General features: G+C 65.4%; 16 protein-coding genes. 3 read left to right on the forward strand and 13 right to left on the reverse strand.

Features of this window, described 5'->3' with window-relative positions:
- Positions 1 to 22 precede the first annotated feature (22 nt).
- The gene (locus K2O50_RS21685; protein ID WP_050703859.1) at positions 23 to 2050 is read left to right on the forward strand and encodes an ATP-binding protein; all 2028 of its coding nucleotides are present in this window, start codon (positions 23 to 25) and stop codon (positions 2048 to 2050) included.
- A 1-nt stretch (position 2051) separates the two neighbouring features.
- The gene (locus K2O50_RS21690) at positions 2052 to 2615 is read left to right on the forward strand and encodes a cob(I)yrinic acid a,c-diamide adenosyltransferase (protein WP_050703858.1); all 564 of its coding nucleotides are present in this window, start codon (positions 2052 to 2054) and stop codon (positions 2613 to 2615) included.
- Positions 2616 to 2696: 81 nt separating this feature from the next.
- Here the strand turns inward: K2O50_RS21690 and K2O50_RS21695 are convergent, their stop codons facing one another.
- The 4 genes from K2O50_RS21695 to secA form a co-directional block, all read right to left on the reverse strand.
- Positions 2697 to 3641, reverse strand: coding sequence for a Nudix family hydrolase (locus tag K2O50_RS21695; protein ID WP_050703857.1), 945 nt, complete (start codon positions 3639 to 3641; stop codon positions 2697 to 2699).
- The gene (locus tag K2O50_RS21700; protein ID WP_050703856.1) at positions 3638 to 4270 is read right to left on the reverse strand and encodes a glutathione S-transferase family protein; all 633 of its coding nucleotides are present in this window, start codon (positions 4268 to 4270) and stop codon (positions 3638 to 3640) included. Before K2O50_RS21700 ends, K2O50_RS21695 begins: the two co-directional genes overlap by 4 nt.
- A gap of 139 nt (positions 4271 to 4409) precedes the next feature.
- Entirely contained in the window at positions 4410 to 5627 is a 1218-nt protein-coding gene (argJ, locus tag K2O50_RS21705) for a bifunctional glutamate N-acetyltransferase/amino-acid acetyltransferase ArgJ (protein ID WP_050703855.1), read from the reverse strand.
- 162 nt (positions 5628 to 5789) lie between these two features.
- The gene (secA, locus tag K2O50_RS21710) at positions 5790 to 8525 is read right to left on the reverse strand and encodes a preprotein translocase subunit SecA (protein ID WP_028689731.1); all 2736 of its coding nucleotides are present in this window, start codon (positions 8523 to 8525) and stop codon (positions 5790 to 5792) included.
- A 329-nt stretch (positions 8526 to 8854) separates the two neighbouring features.
- Between secA and K2O50_RS21715 the strand changes: the two genes are divergently transcribed.
- Positions 8855 to 9310, forward strand: coding sequence for a DUF721 domain-containing protein (locus K2O50_RS21715; protein WP_050703854.1), 456 nt, complete (start codon positions 8855 to 8857; stop codon positions 9308 to 9310).
- Between the two features lie 142 nt (positions 9311 to 9452).
- On the opposite strand, the gene lpxC is transcribed toward K2O50_RS21715, so the two are convergent.
- From lpxC to murD, 9 genes are all read right to left on the reverse strand, one after another.
- Positions 9453 to 10364: a UDP-3-O-acyl-N-acetylglucosamine deacetylase gene (gene lpxC / locus K2O50_RS21720; RefSeq protein WP_028689733.1), complete on the reverse strand. Its 912-nt coding sequence runs from the start codon at positions 10362 to 10364 to the stop codon at positions 9453 to 9455.
- A 112-nt stretch (positions 10365 to 10476) separates the two neighbouring features.
- A complete protein-coding gene (gene ftsZ, locus K2O50_RS21725; RefSeq protein ID WP_028689734.1) occupies positions 10477 to 11673 on the reverse strand; it encodes a cell division protein FtsZ in 1197 nt (398 codons plus the stop codon).
- A gap of 55 nt (positions 11674 to 11728) precedes the next feature.
- Entirely contained in the window at positions 11729 to 12997 is a 1269-nt protein-coding gene (gene ftsA / locus K2O50_RS21730) for a cell division protein FtsA (protein WP_028689735.1), read from the reverse strand.
- Between the two features lie 14 nt (positions 12998 to 13011).
- Positions 13012 to 13881 carry a cell division protein FtsQ/DivIB gene (locus tag K2O50_RS21735; protein WP_050703853.1) on the reverse strand — a complete coding sequence of 290 codons (870 nt, stop codon included), beginning with the start codon at positions 13879 to 13881 and terminating at the stop codon, positions 13012 to 13014.
- Positions 13882 to 13887: 6 nt separating this feature from the next.
- Complete coding sequence (locus K2O50_RS21740) at positions 13888 to 14844, reverse strand: D-alanine--D-alanine ligase (RefSeq protein WP_050703852.1); 957 nt, start codon at positions 14842 to 14844, stop codon at positions 13888 to 13890.
- Positions 14841 to 16289 (reverse strand): UDP-N-acetylmuramate--L-alanine ligase, encoded by a 1449-nt coding sequence (murC, locus tag K2O50_RS21745; RefSeq protein ID WP_050703851.1) that lies wholly within the window; start codon positions 16287 to 16289, stop codon positions 14841 to 14843. Before murC ends, K2O50_RS21740 begins: the two co-directional genes overlap by 4 nt.
- Positions 16282 to 17361, reverse strand: a complete 1080-nt coding sequence (gene murG, locus K2O50_RS21750) for an undecaprenyldiphospho-muramoylpentapeptide beta-N-acetylglucosaminyltransferase (protein WP_050703850.1) — start codon at positions 17359 to 17361, stop codon at positions 16282 to 16284. Before murG ends, murC begins: the two co-directional genes overlap by 8 nt.
- Positions 17351 to 18565, reverse strand: coding sequence for a putative lipid II flippase FtsW (ftsW, locus tag K2O50_RS21755; protein ID WP_050703849.1), 1215 nt, complete (start codon positions 18563 to 18565; stop codon positions 17351 to 17353). Before ftsW ends, murG begins: the two co-directional genes overlap by 11 nt.
- A complete protein-coding gene (murD, locus tag K2O50_RS21760; RefSeq protein WP_050703848.1) occupies positions 18562 to 19908 on the reverse strand; it encodes a UDP-N-acetylmuramoyl-L-alanine--D-glutamate ligase in 1347 nt (448 codons plus the stop codon). The genes ftsW and murD overlap by 4 nt, the downstream gene beginning before the upstream one ends.
- Positions 19909 to 19914 lie beyond the last annotated feature (6 nt).

Here is a 19914-nt window from a genome sequence, read left to right on the forward strand (position 1 = left end):
AGGACAGGACACCTCTTCACCCATGACCCTGCGCCAACGCCTGGAAAACCTCCCGGTCGGGCAGAAACTGCTGGCAGCCTTGCTGGTGCTGCTGGTGACCATCCTGCTGGTGGCCAACCTCGCCTTCATCAGCGCCGCCTACTGGATCACCCAGGAAAGCATGGCGCCCCAGGCCCTGCAGACCATCGGTCGGCTGGTCTCCAACCCGCAGCTGTCCGCGCGCGCCGGCGACTCGACGGAGAACGCCACGGCGCTGCTCAAGGAGCTCGACAGCTACTCGCCGTTGCGCGCCGCCGCGATCTATGGCGGCGACGGGCAGATGCTGGCCCAGCTGCAGCACGGCGACCCGCTGACCCTGCCCAAGCGCTACCGCAACATCGACGGCTGGCGCCTGATGGAGTTTCGCAGCACCCAGCTGATCCGCCTGCCGCGCAGCGCCGCCCCACCCGCGCACCTGCTGCTGGTAGCCAGCAGCGAGCTGCCCACCGCGTTCTACACCGGCACCCTCTCCGCCAGCCTGGCCATCCTGGTGTTCAGCATACTGCTGTGGCTGGTCATCGCCCGGCAGATCAAGCGCCTGATCACCGTGCCGATCAATCGCCTCGAAGAGCTGACCCGCCAGGTCACCCGCGAGGAGAGCTATGCCCTGCGCGCCCAGCGCGGCAACGACGACGAGATCGGCAGCCTGGCCGAGGCGTTCAACACCATGCTGTCGCGCATCGAGGCCCGCGAGCAGCAGCTCAAGCGCACCCGCGACGAGTTCCAGGACGCCTACGACCAGGCCCAGGGCCTGGCCGAGGAAACCCGCCACACCAACCGCAAGCTGGAACTGGAAGTCCAGGTGCGCAGCAAGATCGAGAAAAAACTCACGGGCTTTCAGAACTACCTGAACAGCATCATCGACTCCATGCCCTCGGCACTGATTGCCCTCGACGAGCAGCTCTACGTCACCCAGTGGAACCACGAGGCCACGGTGCTCTCCGGCACACCGCTGGACGAGGCGCTGAACCAGCCGGTGTTCCTCGCCTTCGAGCCGCTCAAGCCCTTCCTGCCACAGCTCAAGGAGAGCGTGGAGAAACATCGGGTGGCCAAGATCGAACGGGTCACCTGGCCCAAGGGCGAGGACCTGCGCCACTACGCCCTGACCTTCTACCCGCTGATGGGTGGCGCTGGCCGTGGCGTGGTGATCCGCATCGACGACATCACCCAGCGCCTGTCCCTGGAAGAGATGATGGTGCAATCGGAGAAGATGCTCTCGGTCGGCGGTCTGGCCGCAGGCATGGCCCACGAGATCAACAACCCGCTGGGCGCGATCCTGCACAACGTGCAGAACATTCGCCGACGCCTGTCGCCGGACCTGCCGCGCAACCAGGAGCAGGCCGGCGAACTGGGCATCGACCTGCCGGCCGTCAACCGCTACCTGGAAAGCCGCGAGGTGCCGCAACTGCTCGACGGCATCCAGCAGGCTGGCGCCCGGGCGGCCAAGATCGTCACCCACATGCTCAGCTTCAGCCGCCGCAGCAATCGCCAGTTGGCCCCTTGCGAGCTGCCGGCGCTGATCGACCAGGCCGTGGAGATCGCCGGCAACGACTTCGACCTGGCCATCGGCTTCGACTTCAAGGGCCAGGCCATCGTCCGCCAGTTCGACCCGCAACTGGGCCCGGTGCCCTGCACCGCCAACGAACTCGAACAGGTGCTGTTGAACCTGCTGAAAAACGCCGCCCAGGCCATCCACCAGCGCCCGCAGCCCAGCGAACCAGGGCGCATCACCCTGCGCACCCGACTCAACCCGCCGTGGGCGGAAATCCAGGTCGAGGACAATGGCGTCGGCATGCCCGAGACGGTGCGCAAGCGCACCTTCGAGCCGTTCTTCACCACCAAGGAAATCGGCCAGGGCACCGGCCTGGGCCTGTCGGTGTCGTACTTCATCATCACCAACAACCACAAGGGACAGATGGAAGTGCAGTCCACCCCCGGCCAGGGCACCTGCTTCACCCTGCGCCTGCCCCTGAACCCGGCCCAGCCGACCACCATCCAGACGGAGACATGACATGGGCTATCGCCTGTCGAAGATCTACACCCGCACCGGCGACAAAGGCGAAACCGGCCTGGGCGACGGGCGCCGGGTGCCCAAGGACCATCCGCGGATCGAGGCGATCGGTGAGGTGGACAGCCTCAACAGCCAGTTGGGCGTGCTGCTTGCCGGGCTGGCCGAGGCTGGCCTTGGCGAATTGATCGAGGTGCTGGCGCCATGTCAGCACCGATTGTTCGACCTCGGTGGGGAGCTGGCGATGCCCAGCTACCAAGCGTTGAACATTGCCGAGGTGGAACGCCTGGAGGCGGCCATCGACCGCTGGAACGAAGAGTTGGGGCCGCTGAAGAATTTCATCCTGCCCGGGGGCTCGATGCTGGTGGCCCAGGCCCATGTCTGCCGCAGCGCGGCGCGGGCGGCGGAACGGCGTTGCCAGCAGCTGAATGCGCTGGAACCGCTGGAGGGAGTGGGGCTGGCCTATATCAACCGGGTGTCGGACCTGCTGTTCGTCGCGGCCCGGATCATTGGGCGGCGACAGGGAGTGAATGAAGTGCTGTGGCAAGCAGCCGAGAAGCCGGCCTGAACGTATCGCGGGGCAAGCCCGCTCCCACGCCAGATTGTGGACTGGCGTGGGAGCGGGCTTGCCCCGCGATGGCCTGATGTATCAGATCTCAGGCCAGAACGCCCGGATCCCTGCAACACCCTGCGCCCCAACCTCCCAGGCCCGCTCCCGCTCACCAGGCCCGACCCCGCCGAGCAGAAACACCGGATGGCTGATCCCGCCGATCAACCGCTGCGCCTCATCCCACCCCAACGGCACCGCCTCCGGGTGAGTCTGGGTCGCCTGCACCGGTGACAGGGTGACGAAATCCACCCCCATCTGCTCAGCCAGCGCCAGTTCCTCGACACTGTGGCAGGACGCCGCCAGCCAGCGATCCTTCGGGAATGGACGCCCCTTGGCCGCGTACTTGCGCAACTGCGCGGCGGTCAGGTGCCAGCCGGCCGACGGGAAGTCGCCCAACCATTCCAACGGCCCCTTGAGCATCAATTGGGCCTTGCCCGCGCACAGGCCGACCGCATCCACCGCCACATCGCGGTACTTGGGGTCGTACATGTCCGGCGCGCGCAGCTGGATCAGCTTGATGCCGCTAGCCACGGCTTTCTGGATGCCCTTGAGCAGCTCTGGCACTTCCAGCCCGTCCGGAGTGATCAGGTACTGGTCTGGCAGGCGCGCCGCGGCAACGATCGGCTTGTTGGCCTCGGGGAACTCATATTGGCCAAGGTCACGCGGTGCTACCCAGGCCAAGGGCTGCCCCTCGGCGCCGTGGGGCTCGCCGGTAAAGGCGTGCACTTCACGCACATCCAGCAGCACCTGCTTGTCCGGATAGTCGTGGCTGACCTTGATCAACGGCCGCGAAGCCGCGACCTCGATCCCCAACTCCTCGCGCAGCTCGCGAGCCAGCGCCGCCTCGACGCCCTCGCCCTCCTCCACCTTGCCGCCGGGGAACTCCCACAGGCCGCCCTGGTGCTGGGTATCGGCGCGGCGAGCGATCAGGATCCGCCCGTCGGCACCACGAATGACCGCTGCGACTACATGAATCCGCTTCACCCTTTACGCTCCGCCAGGCCAGCTTGTTGCCAGGCCTGGAAGGCCGGCCATTGGTAGATGGTCTCGATGTAGGCGGCCGCCTCGGCCGGCACCGCGACGCGGTAGCTGCGCAGGCGCACGGCCACCGGGGCGAAGAAGGCGTCGGCCAGGGTCGGCCGGCCGAACAGGAACGGACCGCTGTCCTTGGCGACCACGCGGCATTCGCTCCACAGGGCGACGATGCGGTCGATATCGACCTGCACGTCCAGCGGCACCTCGGCCAGTGCTTCGTCACGGGACATATCGAACGGCATGGCGCCGCGCAGGGCGAAGAAGCCGCTGTGCATCTGCGCGCAGGCCGAACGGGCCTGGGCACGGGCGGCGATGTCCTCAGGCCACAGGCGGGCCTCGGGGTGGCGTTCGTTGAGGTATTCGGCGATGGCCAGGGAGTCGGCGATCACGCCGTGCTCGCTCTGCAGCAGCGGCACCTTGGCGGTGGCCGAGAAGGCCAGCAGGCGCTGGCGGGTGTCAGGCTGGTTGAGCTTGACCAGGGTTTCTTCGTAGGGGACGCCGGCCAGCTCGAGGGCCAGGGCGCCACGTAGCGACCAGGAGGAATACAGCTTGTCGCCGATGATCAGGTGATAGCTCATGATTGGGCTCCAGCGGATTCGGGATATTGGGGCCGCTTTGCAGCCCTTTCGCGGCACAAGGCCGCTCCTACAGGAGATCGCATTCCCTTGTAGGAGCGGCCTCGTGCCGCGAAAGGGCCGCAAAGCGGCCCCCTATGCATCAAGTCCGGTATTCGGCGTTGATCTTCACGTACTCGTGGGACAGGTCAGTGGTCCAGATGGTTTCGCTGCACTGGCCACGGCCCAGCTCGATACGGATGGTGATCTCCTCCTGGGCCATCACCTTGGCGCCCTGGTCCTCGGTGTAGCTCGGGCTGCGTCCGCCCTTGCTGGCGATGCACACGCTGTCCAGGTACACATCGATCAGGCTGACATCCAGAGCCGGCACGCCGGCCCGACCGACCGCGGCGAGGATACGGCCCCAGTTGGGGTCGGAGGCGAACAGCGCGGTCTTGATCAGCGGCGAGTGGGCCACGGCGTAACCGACGTCCAGGCACTCCTGATGGTTGCCACCACCGTTGACCTGCACGGTGACGAACTTGGTGGCGCCTTCGCCGTCACGGACGATGGCCTGGGCCACCTCCATGCACACCTCGAACACCGCCTTCTTCAGCGCCTCGAACAATGCGCCGCTGGCCTCGGTGACTTCCGGCACATCGGCCTTGCCGGTCGCGATCAGCATGCAGCAGTCGTTGGTCGAAGTGTCGCCGTCGATGGTGATGCGGTTGAACGACTTGTTGGCGCCGTCGAGCATCAGGTCCTTGAGCACCGCCGGGGCGACCTTGGCGTCGGTGGCGATGTAGCCGAGCATGGTGGCCATGTTCGGGCGGATCATGCCGGCGCCCTTGCTGATGCCGGTAACGGTGATGGTCTTGCCGTCGTACTGGAACTGGCGGCTGGCGCCCTTGGGCAGGGTGTCGGTGGTCATGATGCCGGTAGCGGCTTCGGCCCAGTTGTTTTCCGACAGGTTGTCCAGGGCGGCCTGCAGCGCGCCTTCGATCTTCTCGACCGGCAGCGGCTCGCCGATCACGCCGGTGGAGAACGGCAGCACGGACTCAGCCGGCACGCCGGCAAGCTCGGCCAGCCTGGCGCAGGTGCGCTCGGCGGCGGCCAGGCCCGGTGCGCCGGTGCCGGCGTTGGCGTTGCCGGTGTTGGTCAGCAGGTAACGCACGGTGCCCTGCACGCGCTGCTTGGAAAGGATCACCGGGGCCGCGCAGAAAGCGTTGAGGGTGAACACGCCGGCAACGCTGGAGCCTTCGGCGCAGCGCATCACCACCACATCCTTGCGCCCTGGGCGCTTGATGCCCGCCGAGGCGATACCGAGTTCGAAACCGGGAACCGGGTGCAGGGTGGGCAGGGGACCAAGACCAACAGCCATTAGAGCGCTCCTAGAAAATTGTGGGGAATTAGGGGGCGCTTTGCGCCCCTTTCGCGGCACAAGGCCGCTCCTACAGGGTTGTTACGCTTCCTGTAGGAGCGGCCTTGTGCCGCGATGGGCTGCAAGGCAGCCCCGGGATCTCAAGCCAGTGGCGAATTCAGATCATTCAATCTGACCGTGGCAATGCTTGAATTTCTTGCCCGAACCACACCAGCACGGCTCGTTGCGGCCCAGCTTCATGTCGTTGCGAACCGGCGCGGAGGCCACGGCGACTTCAGCGCCCTCCTCGGCCAATTGCTCGCCTTCCAGGCCCGGCGCGGCGGCATGCTGGAATTGCATGCGGCTGGCCAGTTCCTCGGCCTCGCGGCGCAGACGCGCCTCTTCTTCGGCCGGATCTTCGCGGCGCACCTGGACGTGCGAGAGCACGCGGATGGTGTCGCGCTTGATCGACTCCAGCAGTTCCTGGAACAGGGTGAACGACTCGCGCTTGTACTCCTGCTTCGGGTTCTTCTGCGCATAGCCGCGCAGGTGGATACCGTGGCGCAGGTGGTCCATGGTCGACAGGTGGTCTTTCCACAGGTCGTCCAGCACGCGCAGCAGGATCTGCTTCTCGAAGGTGCGCAGGGCGTCGATGCCGGCCTGGTCTTCCTTCTCGTTGTAGGCGTCGGTGATTTCCTTGATCAGCCGCTCGCGCAGGGTCTCCTCGTAGAGGTGATCGTCCTCGTCGAGCCACTGCTGGATCGGCAGCTTGATGGCGAAATCGCTGGCCAGCGACGCTTCCAGGCCGGCCACGTCCCACTGCTCGGGCAGCGATTGCGGCGGGATGTGCTGGCTGATGGTGGCATCAAGCACTTCCTGGCGGAACTCGGCGATGGTGTCGCCGATGTTCTCGGCGGCCAGCAGGCTGTTGCGCATGTGGTAGATCACCTTGCGCTGCTCGTTGGCCACGTCGTCGTATTCGAGCAGCTGCTTGCGGATGTCGAAGTTGCGGCCTTCGACCTTGCGCTGCGCCTTCTCGATGGCGTTGGTCACCATGCGGTGCTCGATGGCCTCGCCGGACTGCATCCCCAGGGCCTTCATGAAGTTCTTCACCCGATCGGAGGCGAAGATGCGCATCAGGCTGTCTTCCAGCGACAGGTAGAAGCGGCTGGAACCGGCATCGCCCTGACGGCCGGCACGGCCACGCAGCTGGTTGTCGATACGGCGCGACTCGTGGCGCTCGGAGGCGATCACGTGCAGGCCACCAGCCTCCAGCACCTGCTGGTGACGCTTCTGCCAGTCGGCCTTGATCTGGGCGATCTGCTCGGCGGTCGGGTTGTCCAGGGCGGCCACTTCGGCCTCCCAGTTACCGCCCAGCAGGATGTCGGTACCACGGCCGGCCATGTTGGTGGCGATGGTCAGTGCACCTGGAGCACCGGCTTGGGCGATGATCTCGGCTTCTTTCTCGTGGTACTTGGCGTTCAGGACCTTGTGGTCGATACCTTCCTTCTTGAGCAGGTTGGACATGTGCTCGGAGGTTTCGATGGTCGCGGTACCGACCAGGACCGGACGGCCGTGGGCCATGCTTTCCTTGATGTCGGCGATGATCGCGGCGTACTTCTCGTCGGCGGTCAGGTACACCAGGTCGTTGAAGTCCTTGCGGGCCAACGGCTTGTTCGGTGGGATGACCATCACGTTGAGGTTGTAGATCTGGGCGAACTCGAACGCCTCGGTGTCGGCGGTACCGGTCATGCCGGACAGCTTGGTGTAGAGACGGAAGTAGTTCTGGAAGGTGGTCGAGGCCAGGGTCTGGCTCTCGGCCTGGATGTTCAGGTTTTCCTTGGCCTCGATGGCCTGGTGCAGGCCTTCGGACAGGCGGCGGCCCGGCATGGTGCGGCCAGTGTGCTCGTCGATCAGGAGGATCTGGCCTTCCTGGACGATGTACTCGACGTTGCGGTGGAACAGCTTGTGCGCGCGCAGGCCGGCGTAGACGTGGGTCAGCAGGCTAAGGTTGTGCGCCGAGTACAGGCTCTCGCCCTCGGCCAGCAGGCCGGATTGGGTCAGCATGTCCTCGATGAACTGGTGGCCGGCCTCGTTCAGTTCGACCTGGCGGCTCTTCTCGTCGATGGTGTAGTGGCCCTCTTGGGTCACCTGGCCTTCGACTTCCTCGATATGCTGGGTCAGGCGCGGGATCAGGCGGTTGATCTCGATGTACAGCTTGGAGCTGTCCTCGGCCTGGCCGGAGATGATCAGCGGGGTGCGCGCTTCGTCGATGAGGATCGAGTCGACTTCGTCGATCACGGCGAAGTTCAGCTCACGCTGGAACTTCTCGTCCTGGCTGAACGCCATGTTGTCGCGCAGGTAGTCGAAACCGAATTCGTTGTTGGTGCCGTAGGTGATATCGGCGGCATAGGCGGCGCGCTTTTCTTCCGGCGGCTGGAAGGCCGAGACGATGCCGACGTTGAGGCCGAGGAACTCGTACAGCGGACGCATCCAGTTGGCATCGCGGCGGGCCAGGTAGTCGTTGACGGTGACCACGTGCACGCCCTTGCCGGACAATGCGTTGAGGTACACGGCCAGGGTACCGACCAAGGTCTTGCCTTCACCGGTGCGCATTTCTGCGATCATGCCTTCGTGCAAGGTCATGCCGCCGATCAGCTGGACATCGAAGTGACGCATGCCCATCACGCGCTTGCCGGCCTCGCGGGCCACGGCGAAGGCTTCGGGCAGCAGCTGGTCTAGAGTCTCGCCTTTGGCCAGACGCTCCTTGAACTCTGCGGTCTTGCCCCGCAGCTGCTCGTCGGAGAGGGCCACCATCTTCTCTTCGAAGGCATTGACGGTGCTCACCGTCTTGAGCATGCGTTTGATTTCACGCTCGTTCTTGCTTCCAAAAAGTTTTTTTAACAAAGGCGCAAACATATCGGCAGGATCTTCCACACGTAGGGATGGAGGGCGGCCCCGTGAGTCGCCCGTGCAGCCCTGAGGCCGCATGCGAACGAGCATTCTACCCGGAAACGATGGTGAGGAAAGTGGTGGATTTCCACGATGCTGGCACAGCGCTTTTAGGGGGCCTGACTAACATAGGGGCTTTTTGCGCAAGTTCAAGGTGCGCGAAGATGAAACGTATCGCGAATGACTTGCATCAAGATCCGGTGACCGCTCGCCACACGCCGGCGTGGGAGCGGGCTTGCCCCGCGATGAATGTCCAACTGGTAGACTGTCGATCCTGTAACCCTCTGCAGACCTCCATGGCCTACAAACCCACCCCTGCCCGCCCCCCCGCCGACCTGTTGCGCAAGGCCCGGCCACTGCGCCTGCTGCTCAACCAGGCCGAGCGCCTCGAGCACCTGCAGCGCCTGCTGGAAAGCCAGCTGCAACCGGCCGCCCGCGAGCACTGCCACGTGGCCTCCTGGAAGGAAGGGACTTTGTTGCTGGTGGTTACCGACGGCCATTGGGCCACCCGCCTGCGCTACCAGCAAAAGCGCCTGCAACGCCAGCTGCAAGCCATGGAGGCGTTCGCCAACCTGAGCCGCATCCAGTTCAAGGTACAGCCGCCGCTGGTGGCGGCAAAACATGAAGGTCACGGGCCTGAGCTTTCGGAATCTGCCGCAGACAGCATCCTAGGTTCGGCCGAAGGCATCAGCGATCCGAAGTTGCGCGCAGCGCTGGAGCGCCTGGCGGCGCATGCGCAGAGCAAGAATTGATCACCCAGAATATCATTCTGTAGGAGCGGCCTTGTGCCGCTCCTACAGGGATCGCGCAGTACTAACGAGTGACGGGCAATCAGCGGCCATAAAAAAGGCCACCCGAAGGTGGCCTTAATCACACTAGAGAGGGTGTTCGAACTTACACGGCCGCAACAGGGCGCATGTACGAGATCGGTGCCGTGCTGGCATCTTCGAAGGTGACCACTTCCCAAGCGTCCGTTTCAGCGATCAGCTTGCGCAGCAGCTGGTTGTTCAGCGCGTGCCCGGACTTGTAGCCCTTGAACTCGCCGATCAGGCTGTTGCCCAGCAGATAAAGGTCGCCGATGGCGTCGAGGATCTTGTGCTTGACGAATTCGTCATCGGAACGAAGGCCGTCTTCGTTAAGCACGCCGGTCTCGTCGACCACGATGGCGTTCTCCACGCTGCCGCCCAGCGCAAGGTTGTGCTTGCGCAGGTACTCGATGTCACGCATGAAGCCGAACGTGCGGGCACGGCTGACTTCCTTGACGAACGAGGTGCTGGAGAAATCGACGACCGCGCTCTGGGTCTGGCCCTTGAGGACCGGGTGATCGAAGTCGATCTCGAAACTCACCTTGAACCCGTCGAAAGGCAGGAAAGTGGCGCGCTTGTCGCCCTCTTCCACCGTTACTTCGCGCAGGATGCGGATGAACTTCTTGGCTGCGTCCTGTTCTTCCAGGCCGGCCGATTGGATCAGGAATACGAAGGGTCCGGCGCTGCCATCCATGATCGGCACTTCCGAGGCGGAGAGCTCGACGTAGGCGTTATCGATGCCCAGGCCCGCCATGGCGGAGAGCAGGTGCTCGACCGTATCGACTTTGACGTCACCGTTGACCAATGTCGTGGACATGGTGGTCTCACCGACGTTGGCCGCGCGCGCCGGGATTTCGACCACAGGGTCGAGGTCGGCGCGACGGAAGACGATGCCGGTGTCGACAGGCGCAGGCTTGAGGGTCAGGTAGACCTTCTCCCCGGAGTGCAGGCCGACACCTGTGGCACGGATGGTATTCTTCAGGGTGCGTTGTCTAATCATGGCATTGGCCGCTTCAGCGCAAATTGCGAACAGGTATCAACAAAGGCTGGGGATGATAACAGACCCGGCCTTTGCTGAACACCAATCACCCTAATACCCCTGATAAATTCCATTAATCGGCCTGACGACGCAGAAACGCCGGGATATCCAGGTAGTCCAGATCATCCTGAGGGTTGAGTTTAGCTGCAGCCGCAGCACCCGCGTGGGCCTGGTTGCGCATCACGGTCGGACGCTCCAGGTCACGGTAGTTGACCGCGGACTGCTCCTGGCGAACCGGCGCCGGGTTGGAAGCCTCGTACGCCTGCTGGGCGGTCTGCAGGGTGTTGTCGACCACCTTGACCGGCTTCTCGATGCGCGCGCCCAGGCCAGTGGCCACCACGGTCACGTGCAGCTCGTCACGCATGTCCGGGTCGATCACGGTGCCGACCTTGACCATCGCGTGGTCGGAGGCGAAGGCCTCGATGATGCTACCCACGTCGGAGTACTCGCCCAGCGACAGGTCGGGACCTGCGGTGATGTTCACCAGGATGCCGCGGGCGCCCTGCAGGTTGACGTCCTCGAGCAGCGGGTTGCGGATCGCCGCCTCGGTGGCTTCGCGCGCACGGTTCGGGCCGCTGGCGCAACCGGTCCCCATCATCGCCATGCCCATCTCGCCCATCACGGTGCGCACGTCGGCGAAGTCGACGTTGATCATGCCCGGACGCTTGATGATGTCGGAGATACCGCGAACGGCACCGGCCAGCACGTCGTCGGCCTTGGCGAAGGCGGACAAGAGGCTTGCATCCTTGCCCAGGATGGTCAGCAGCTTCTCGTTGGGGATGGTGATCAGCGAGTCGACGCTCTCAGCCAGCATGCGGATGCCTTCGTCGGCGATCTGCATGCGCTTGCGGCCCTCGAACGGGAACGGACGGGTCACCACCGCAACGGTGAGGATGCCCATTTCCTTGGCCACTTCGGCGATGATCGGCGCCGCGCCGGTACCGGTACCGCCACCCATGCCGGTGGTGATGAACACCATGTTGGTGCCCTGCAGCACCTCGGCGATGCGCTCACGGTCTTCCAGCGCGGCCTGACGGCCGACTTCCGGATTGGCGCCGGCACCCAGGCCCTTGGTCACGCCGGTGCCCAGTTGCAGGATGGTGCGCGCGCCGATGTTCTTCAGCGCCTGGGCATCGGTGTTGGCGCAGATGAACTCGACGCCTTCGATGTTGCTTTTGACCATGTGGTTGACGGCGTTGCCGCCACCACCGCCAACGCCGATCACCTTGATGACCGGACTCTGCGGGACGTTGTCTACGAGCTCGAACATTTTCCCTCTCCTTACAGTTCTCTAGTTGTCGCGCCTACCACTACTGCTTTGAAACTTAGAAGTTGCTCTGGACCCAACGCTTGAGTCGTTCAAGCACAGGGCCCTTCGGTTCATCGCCATAGCTGTTGTTGCTGCTGTTGCTGTTGCTGATACCGGTCAGGGACGGGTCCTCGGACTGCTTCTGCAGGCCGTAGGTGAGCAGGCCCACGCCGGTGGAATAGATCGGGTTGCGCACCACGTCGCTCAGGCCCCGAACGCTGTGCGGCACGCCCAGGCGTACCGGCATGTGGAAGATCTCCTCGGCCAGTTCCACGGCGCCTTCCATCTTCGCGGTGCCGCCGGTGAGGACGATGCCGGCCGGCACCAGGTCCTCGAAACCGCTGCGTCGCAGTTCGGCCTGGATCAGGGTGAACAGCTCGTCGTAACGCGGCTCCACCACTTCGGCCAGGGCCTGGCGCGACAGCTCGCGCGGCGGGCGGTCGCCGACGCTCGGCACCTTGATGGTCTCGCCGGCACCGGCCAGCTTGGCCAGGGCGCAGGCATAGCGGATCTTGATTTCCTCGGCGTACTGCGTGGGGGTGCGCAGGGCCATGGCGATGTCGTTGGTGACCTGATCACCGGCGATCGGGATCACCGCGGTGTGACGGATCGCGCCTTCGGTGAAGATGGCGATGTCGGTGGTGCCGCCGCCGATGTCCACCAGGCACACGCCCAGCTCTTTCTCGTCGTCGGTCAGCACCGAGTAGGCCGAGGCCAGCTGCTCGAGGATGATGTCGTCGATTTCCAGGCCGCAGCGGCGCACGCACTTCTCGATGTTCTGCGCCGCGTTGACCGCGCAGGTGACCACGTGGACCTTGGCTTCCAGGCGCACGCCCGACATGCCCAGGGGCTCGCGCACGCCTTCCTGGTTGTCGATCACGTAGTCCTGCGGCAGGGTGTGCAGCACCCGCTGGTCGGCCGGAATGGCCACGGCCTGGGCGGCGTCGAGCACGCGCTCGAGGTCGGCGGTGCTGACTTCGCGGTCGCGGATGGCGACGATGCCGTGGGAGTTCAGGCTGCGGATGTGGTTGCCGGCCACGCCGACGAACGCCGAGTGGATGCGGCAGCCGGCCATCAGCTGGGCCTCTTCGACGGCGCGCTGGATCGACTGCACGGTCGATTCGATGTTCACCACCACGCCCTTCTTCAGGCCGCGGGACGGATGGGTGCCGATCCCGACGATCTCCAGGGTGCCGTCCTCGCCGACCTCACCCACCAGCGCCACCACCTTGGAGGTGCCGATGTCCAGCCCGACGATCATTTTGCCGCTATGCGCGTTTGCCATGGTCCTGCCTCTCTCTAATTCTTCGCAACGGCGGGTTGGGCCGTCGTCGGTGCATTCGGTTCCCGCCAACCAACGGCAAGTCCGTTGGAATAACGCAGATCGATGCGGGCGATATTGGTGATCTGGTCTTTAAGCGATTTGTCGTAAATGGCAATGAAACGGCGCATCTTCTCCACCAGATGGTCGCGCCCCAGCAGCAGCTCGACGCCCGCACCGGCGCTGCCCGCGCCGGTGGTCAGGAACCAGCTGCCTCGCTCGCGCAGCTCCAGGCGAGCGATGGAAAAGCCCATGGGGCGCAGCATCTGGCTCAATACCTGATACTGCTGCATGACTTGTTGCTGAGCGCGCTGCGGCCCGAACAGCTGCGGCAGGTGCTCGTAGTTGGCCAGCTCGCGCGGGGTAAAGGCCTGGCCCTGGTTGTTGAGCAAGGCCTCGTCGCCCCAGCGCGCCACCGGCAACTGTTCTTCCAGGCGGATCACCACCTCGTCCGGCCACACCCGGCGCACTTCGGCGTGGGCGATCCAGGGCATCTGCTCCAGTTCCATGCGCATCGCCGCCAGGTCTACGGTGAAGAAGCTCGCCGCCACATAGGGGGCGATCCGCTGCTGCACCGACTGCTGGCTGATGTAGCTGAGGTCGCCCTGCACGTCGATCTTGGTGATCGGCCGGTCGGCGTAGGGCATCAGGCGGATGGCGCCCTCATAGGCGCCAAAGCCCGCGGCCACCAGCAGAACCGGCCACAGCAGGCGCTTGAGGCCGCCGAAGCTCGGCCGAGGCAGGCGCGCCGATACGGGCTCGTCGGCCACCAGTCGGCTGGCGCCACGCGGCACCGGCTTGCTGCGGCCGGTAACGGGTGGTTGCTGACGTATCATCGCGCCTTGCATGGCTGGTTAACCTCGCTTCGCTACGCTGTCGGCCAGGATCGCCAGCACCAGTTGCTGGAAGTCCAGGCCGGCGGCGCGGGCCGCCATGGGCACCAGGCTATGGTCGGTCATGCCCGGTGCGGTGTTGACCTCGAGCAGCCAGAACCGGCCCTGCTCGTCCTGCATCACGTCCAGACGGCCCCAGCCCTCGATGCCAACGGCATCGCAGGCACGCGCGGTCAGGTCGATAAGCTCTTGTTCCTTGGCACTGTCCAGGCCACACGGGATGCGGTACTGGGTGTCATTGGCGATGTACTTGGCGTCGTAGTCGTAGAACACATGCGGGGTGCCCAGCGCGATCGGCGGCAGTACCTGGCCGCGCAGCACGGCGACGGTGAACTCCGGACCGTGGATCCACTGCTCGACCAGTACCTGCGAATCGTATTTGGCGGCGTCTTTCCAGGCAGCGACCAGCTCCTGCTCGCTGTTCACCTTGGCCATGCCGATGCTCGAACCTTCATGGGCAGGTTTGACGATCAACGGGAAGCCCAGTTCCGCACTGGCGGCAACACAATCCTGCTCGCTGCCCAGCACCGCGTGACGCGGGGTCGGGATGCCCAGGCTCTGCCACACCTGCTTGGTGCGCAGCTTGTCCATGGCCAGCGCCGAGGCGAGGATGCCACTGCCGGTGTAGGGAATCCCCAGGCACTCGAGCAGGCCCTGCATGCTGCCGTCCTCGCCGCCACGGCCGTGGAGGATGATGAAGGCACGGTCGATCTTCTCGCGCTGCAGGCGATCCAGCAGGTCGTCACCGACGTCGATGGCGACCACGTCGACACCGGCGCTGGTCAGCGCCTCGATCACGGCCTTGCCCGACTTGAGCGAGACCTCGCGCTCGGCGCTCTTGCCACCGTACAACACGGCGACGCGGCCGAAGGCCTTGACGTCGAGGGTGGAATGCAGCGTGTCGTAGGCGCTGGTCATTTCGACTTCTCCTGCTTGGCGCCAGCGAACAGCGGGCTTTTCATCAGTTGCGGGGCCAGGCCGCCGACATCACCGGCACCCTGGCAGATCAGGATGTCGCCGGCACGCAGCAGCGGCTTGACCAGCGGCGCGAGCTCGGCGCCGCGTTCGATGTAGATCGGGTCGAGCTTGCCGCGCTGACGGATGCTATGGCACAGCTGGCGGCTGTCGGCGCCGGGGATCGGCTCTTCGCCGGCCGGGTAGACCTCCATCAGCAGCAGCACGTTGGCATCGCCCAGTACCTGCACGAAATCGTCGTACAGGTCGCGGGTGCGGCTGTAGCGGTGCGGCTGGTAGACGATCACCAGGCGCCGGCTCGGCCAGCCGCCACGCACGGCCTTGATCACCGCGGCGACTTCGGTCGGGTGGTGGCCGTAGTCGTCGACCAGCATCACGCTGCCGCCGTCGACCGGCAGCTCGCCGTACACCTGGAAGCGCCGACCGACACCCTGGAAGCCCGACAGGCCCTGGACGATGGCCTCGTCGCTGATGCCTTCGTCAGTGGCGATGGCGATGGTGGCCAGCGCGTTGAGCACGTTGTGGTTGCCCGGCATGTTCACCGACACCTCGAGCGGCTCGCAGTCACGGCGCAGCACGGTGAAGTGGGTCTGCATGCCCTGCTGGCGCACGTTGATGGCGCGGATGTCGGACTCTTCGCTGAAGCCGTAGGTGACGGTCGGACGCTTGACCTGCGGCAGGATCTCGCGCACCACCGGGTCGTCCAGGCACATCACCGCCAGCCCGTAGAACGGCAGGTTGTGCAGGAACTCGACGAAGGTCTTCTTCAGCTTGTTGAAGTCGCCCTCGTAGGTGGCCATGTGGTCGGCGTCGATGTTGGTGACCACGGCGACCATCGGCTGCAGGTGCAGGAAACTGGCGTCGCTCTCGTCGGCCTCGGCGATCAGGTAGCGGCTGGTGCCCAGCTGCGCGTTGGTGCCGGCCGCGGTCAGGCGGCCACCGATGACGAAAGTCGGGTCCAGGCCACCGGCGGCGAACACCGAGGCCAGCAGGCTGGTGGTGGTGGTCTTGCCGTGGGTGCCGGCAACGGCCACGCCATGGCGATAGCGCATCAGCTCGGCGAGCATCTCGGCGCGCGGCACCACGGGAATACGCCGCTCAAGGGCGGTGGCGACTTCCGGGTTGGCCGGGTTGATCGCACTGGACACCACCAGCACATCGGCGTTGGCGGCGTTCTCGGCGCGGTGGCCGACGAAGATCTGCGCGCCGAACGACTGCAGGCGCTCGGTCACCGGCGACTCTTTCAGGTCGGAACCGGACACTTCATAGCCCAGGTTCAGCAGCACTTCGGCGATGCCGCACATGCCCACGCCGCCGATACCGACGAAGTGGATGCGGCGAATACGGCCCATCTTCGGTTGGGGCATGGCTTTCTGACTCTCAACCATGGGCCACCTCCAGGCAGATATCGACCACGGTGCTGGTTGCGCCAGGTTTGGCCAGGCGGCGGGCGGTACCGGCCATGGCGTTGAGTTTCTCGGGTTGCATCAGCACCTCGTTCAGGCGTTCAGCGAGCTGCGCTGCGCCAGTAGTCGCTTGTGGCATCAGGAAGGCGGCGCCTTCACGAGCCAGGTATTGGGCGTTGTGGGTCTGGTGGTCGTCGATGGCATGGGGCAAGGGCACCAGCATCGAGGGCAGGCCCGCCGCCGCGAGTTCGCTGACGGTCAGGGCGCCGGCCCGGCACACCACCATATCGGCCCAGCCATAGGCATGGGCCATGTCCTTGATGAACGGTTCGACCTGGGCCTCGACACCTGCCTCGTGATAACGCTCGGCGGTGACGGGGGCGTGGTTTTTCCCGGCCTGGTGGAACACCTCGGGGCGCAGGTTTTCCGGCACTTCGGACAGGGCCTTAGGCAACAATTTGTTCAATGGTTCCGCACCCAGGCTGCCGCCCATGACCAGCAGGCGCGCACGGCGCTCGGCCAGGGGCGCGCGCGCCGCGTCCATGAACAGCTCCGGGCGCACCGGATTGCCGGTGGTGCGCAGCTTGTCGCTGGCGGCGAAGGTGTCCGGAAAGGCTTCGCAGACACGCGCGGCCAACGGCAGCAGCAGGCGATTGGTGGTGCCGGCGCGGGCATTCTGCTCGTGGATCACCAGCGGTACCCCGCACAACCGGGCGGCAACACCGCCGGGGCCGGTCACATAGCCACCGAAGCCGACCACGCAGACCGGCTTGAGCTCACGCACGATGCGCCGCGCCTGCAGCACGGCCTTGATCAGGGTGAACGGCGCCTTGAGCAGCGACAGCTTGCCCTTGCCGCGCAGGCCGGTGACCTGGATCAGATGCAACGGCAGGCCGGCCTGGGGTACCAGTTCGTTCTCGATGCCACGCGGGGTGCCCAACCAGTGCACCTTGTAGCCACGGGCCTGGAACTCGCGGGCGCAGGCCAGGGCCGGGAACACGTGGCCCCCGGTACCGCCGGCCATGATCAGGATGTTCTTGCCGTCAGCGGCCATGACTGGTCTCCTCGGCAAAATCGCTCTCCTTGAATTCGTGCTCCTCGCTGCCCAGGTGCGTGCGGCTCTCCCACTCGATCCGCAGCAACAGCCCGACGCAGGCGCAGCAGATCACCAGCGAGCTGCCGCCGTAGCTGAGGAACGGCAGGGTCAGGCCCTTGGTCGGCAGCAGGCCGACGTTCACGCCGATGTTGATCAGGAACTGGCCGATCCACAGGAACGACAGGCCAAAGGCCATGTAGGCGGCGAAGAACTGCTTGGCCTTCTCGGCCCACAGGCCGATGTACAGCGCGCGTACGGTAATGAAGACGAACAGCGCGATGGTCAGCAGCGAGCCGATCACGCCGAGCTCTTCGGCCAGCACCGAGAACACGAAGTCGGTATGCGCCTCGGGCAGGTAGAACTGCTTCTGCACGCTGTTGCCCAGGCCCACGCCCAGCCACTCGCCGCGGCCGAAGGCGATCAGCGCCTGGGTCAGCTGGTAGCCGGAACCGAACTGGTCGGACCAGGGGTCGGTGAAGGTGATCAGTCGCGCCATGCGGTACGGCTGGGCCTGGACCAGCACCACCACCGAAATGACCGCCAGCACCACCATCAGCGAGAAGCGGAACAACCCCACCCCGCCAAGGAACAGCATGGCCGCCGCAGCGCCCATCATCACCACCGTGGCGCCGAAGTCCGGCTCCATCAGCAGCAGGCCGGCCATCGGCAGCAGCACGATGAACGGCTTGAAGAAGCCCATCCAGCTCTCGCGCACCTCGGTCTGCCGGCGCACCAGGTAGCCGGCGAGGTAGATGACCACGAAGACCTTGGCGATCTCCGACGGCTGCACGTTGAAGAAGCTGAAGCCGATCCAGCGCATCGAACCGTTCACTTCGCGGCCAATACCCGGTACCAGTACCAGCACCAGCAGGCCGAAGGCACCGATCAGCATGAGGAAGCCCATGCGCTGCCAGGTGGCGATCGGCACCAGCATGGTCAGCACCCCGGCACCCAGGCCGAGGGTGACGTACACCAGGTGGCGGAACATGTGGTACAGCGGGTTGCCCGACTGCACCGCGGCCACTTCCGAGGACGCCGAGGTGATCATCACCAGGCCCAGGCCGAGCAGTGCCAGGCAACCGGCCAGCAGCGGGAAGTCGAGGTCGATGCCACGGCCGCTGATCAGCGGCGACGGATACGGCTTGAGGATGCCGAAGATCATGCCAGCCCCTCCGTCGCCTGGGCGAACAGGCGCCCGCGTTCTTCGAAGTTCTTGAACATGTCGAGGCTGGCGCAGGCAGGCGACAGCAGCACCGCGTCACCCGGCTGGGCCAGCTCGGCGCAACGCTGCACGGCTTCGTCGAGGGTCGTGACCCGGACTTGCGCCACGGCATCGCCCAGGGTTTCGGCCAGACGCTCGGCGTCACGGCCGAGCAGCACCACGGCACGGCAGTGTTGAGCCACCGGCTCGCGCAGGGCGGCGAAGTCAGCGCCCTTGCCATCGCCACCGGCGATCAGCACCAGCTTGCCTTCGATATCGGCGCCTAGGCCTTCGATGGCAGCCAGGGCGGCACCGACGTTGGTGGCCTTGGAATCGTCGTACCAGTTCACCCCGTTGCGCTCGCGCACCCACTGGCAGCGATGGGCCAGGCCTTTGAACTCACGCAGCGCCTCGAGCATCGGCTCGAATGACAGGCCGGCGGCATGGCCGAGGGCCAGCGCGGCCAGGGCGTTGCTGTGGTTGTGGGCACCACGGATCTTCAGCTCACGCACCGGCATGAGGGTCTGGAATTCGAACGCCAGGTACTTCTCGCCCTCGACCTCGCGCAGGCCAAAGGCCTTGAAGTCCGGCGCGTTGAGACCGAAGCTCCAGCTCGGCCGGCCTTCGACCGGCAACGGACGGCTCAGGGCATCCTGGCGGTTCACCACCACCTGGCGGGCCCCGCGGAAGATCCGGTGCTTGGCCAGGTGATAGGCCGGCAGGCCGCTGTAGCGGTCCATGTGGTCTTCGCTGATGTTCAGCACGGTGGCCACTTCGGCGTTGAGCTGGTCGGTGGTCTCCAGCTGGAAGCTCGACAGCTCCAGCACGTACAGCTCGACGTCGTCGGCCAGCAAGTCGAGGGCCGGAGTACCAAGGTTGCCGCCGACGGCCACACGTTTGCCTGCCTTGGCGGCCATCTCGCCGACCAGGGTGGTGACGGTGCTCTTGGCGTTGGAGCCGCTGATGGCGACGATCGGTGCCTTGGCGTGGCGGGCGAACAGCTCGATGTCGCCGGACAGCTTCACGCCGCGCGCGGCGGCCTGCTGCAGGGCAGGCGTGGCCAGGGCCAGGCCGGGGCTCACGTAGAGCTCGTTGGCCCGGCACAGGAAGTCCACGTCCAGCTCGCCACAGCGCACTTCCACCTGCGGGTATTCACGGCGCAGGGTGTCCAGTTCCGGCGGTTGCTCACGGGTGTCGGCGACCGCAAAGGCAATGCCCCGGTTCGCCAGGAAGCGAACCAGGGACATGCCGCTCTTGCCGAGGCCGACAACGATGCGGAATTGGTCGGAAGCGATCAGTGACACGCTCGT

Source organism: Pseudomonas sp. 2hn (genome assembly GCF_019646095.1).
Lineage (GTDB): Bacteria > Pseudomonadota > Gammaproteobacteria > Pseudomonadales > Pseudomonadaceae > Aquipseudomonas > Aquipseudomonas peradeniyensis.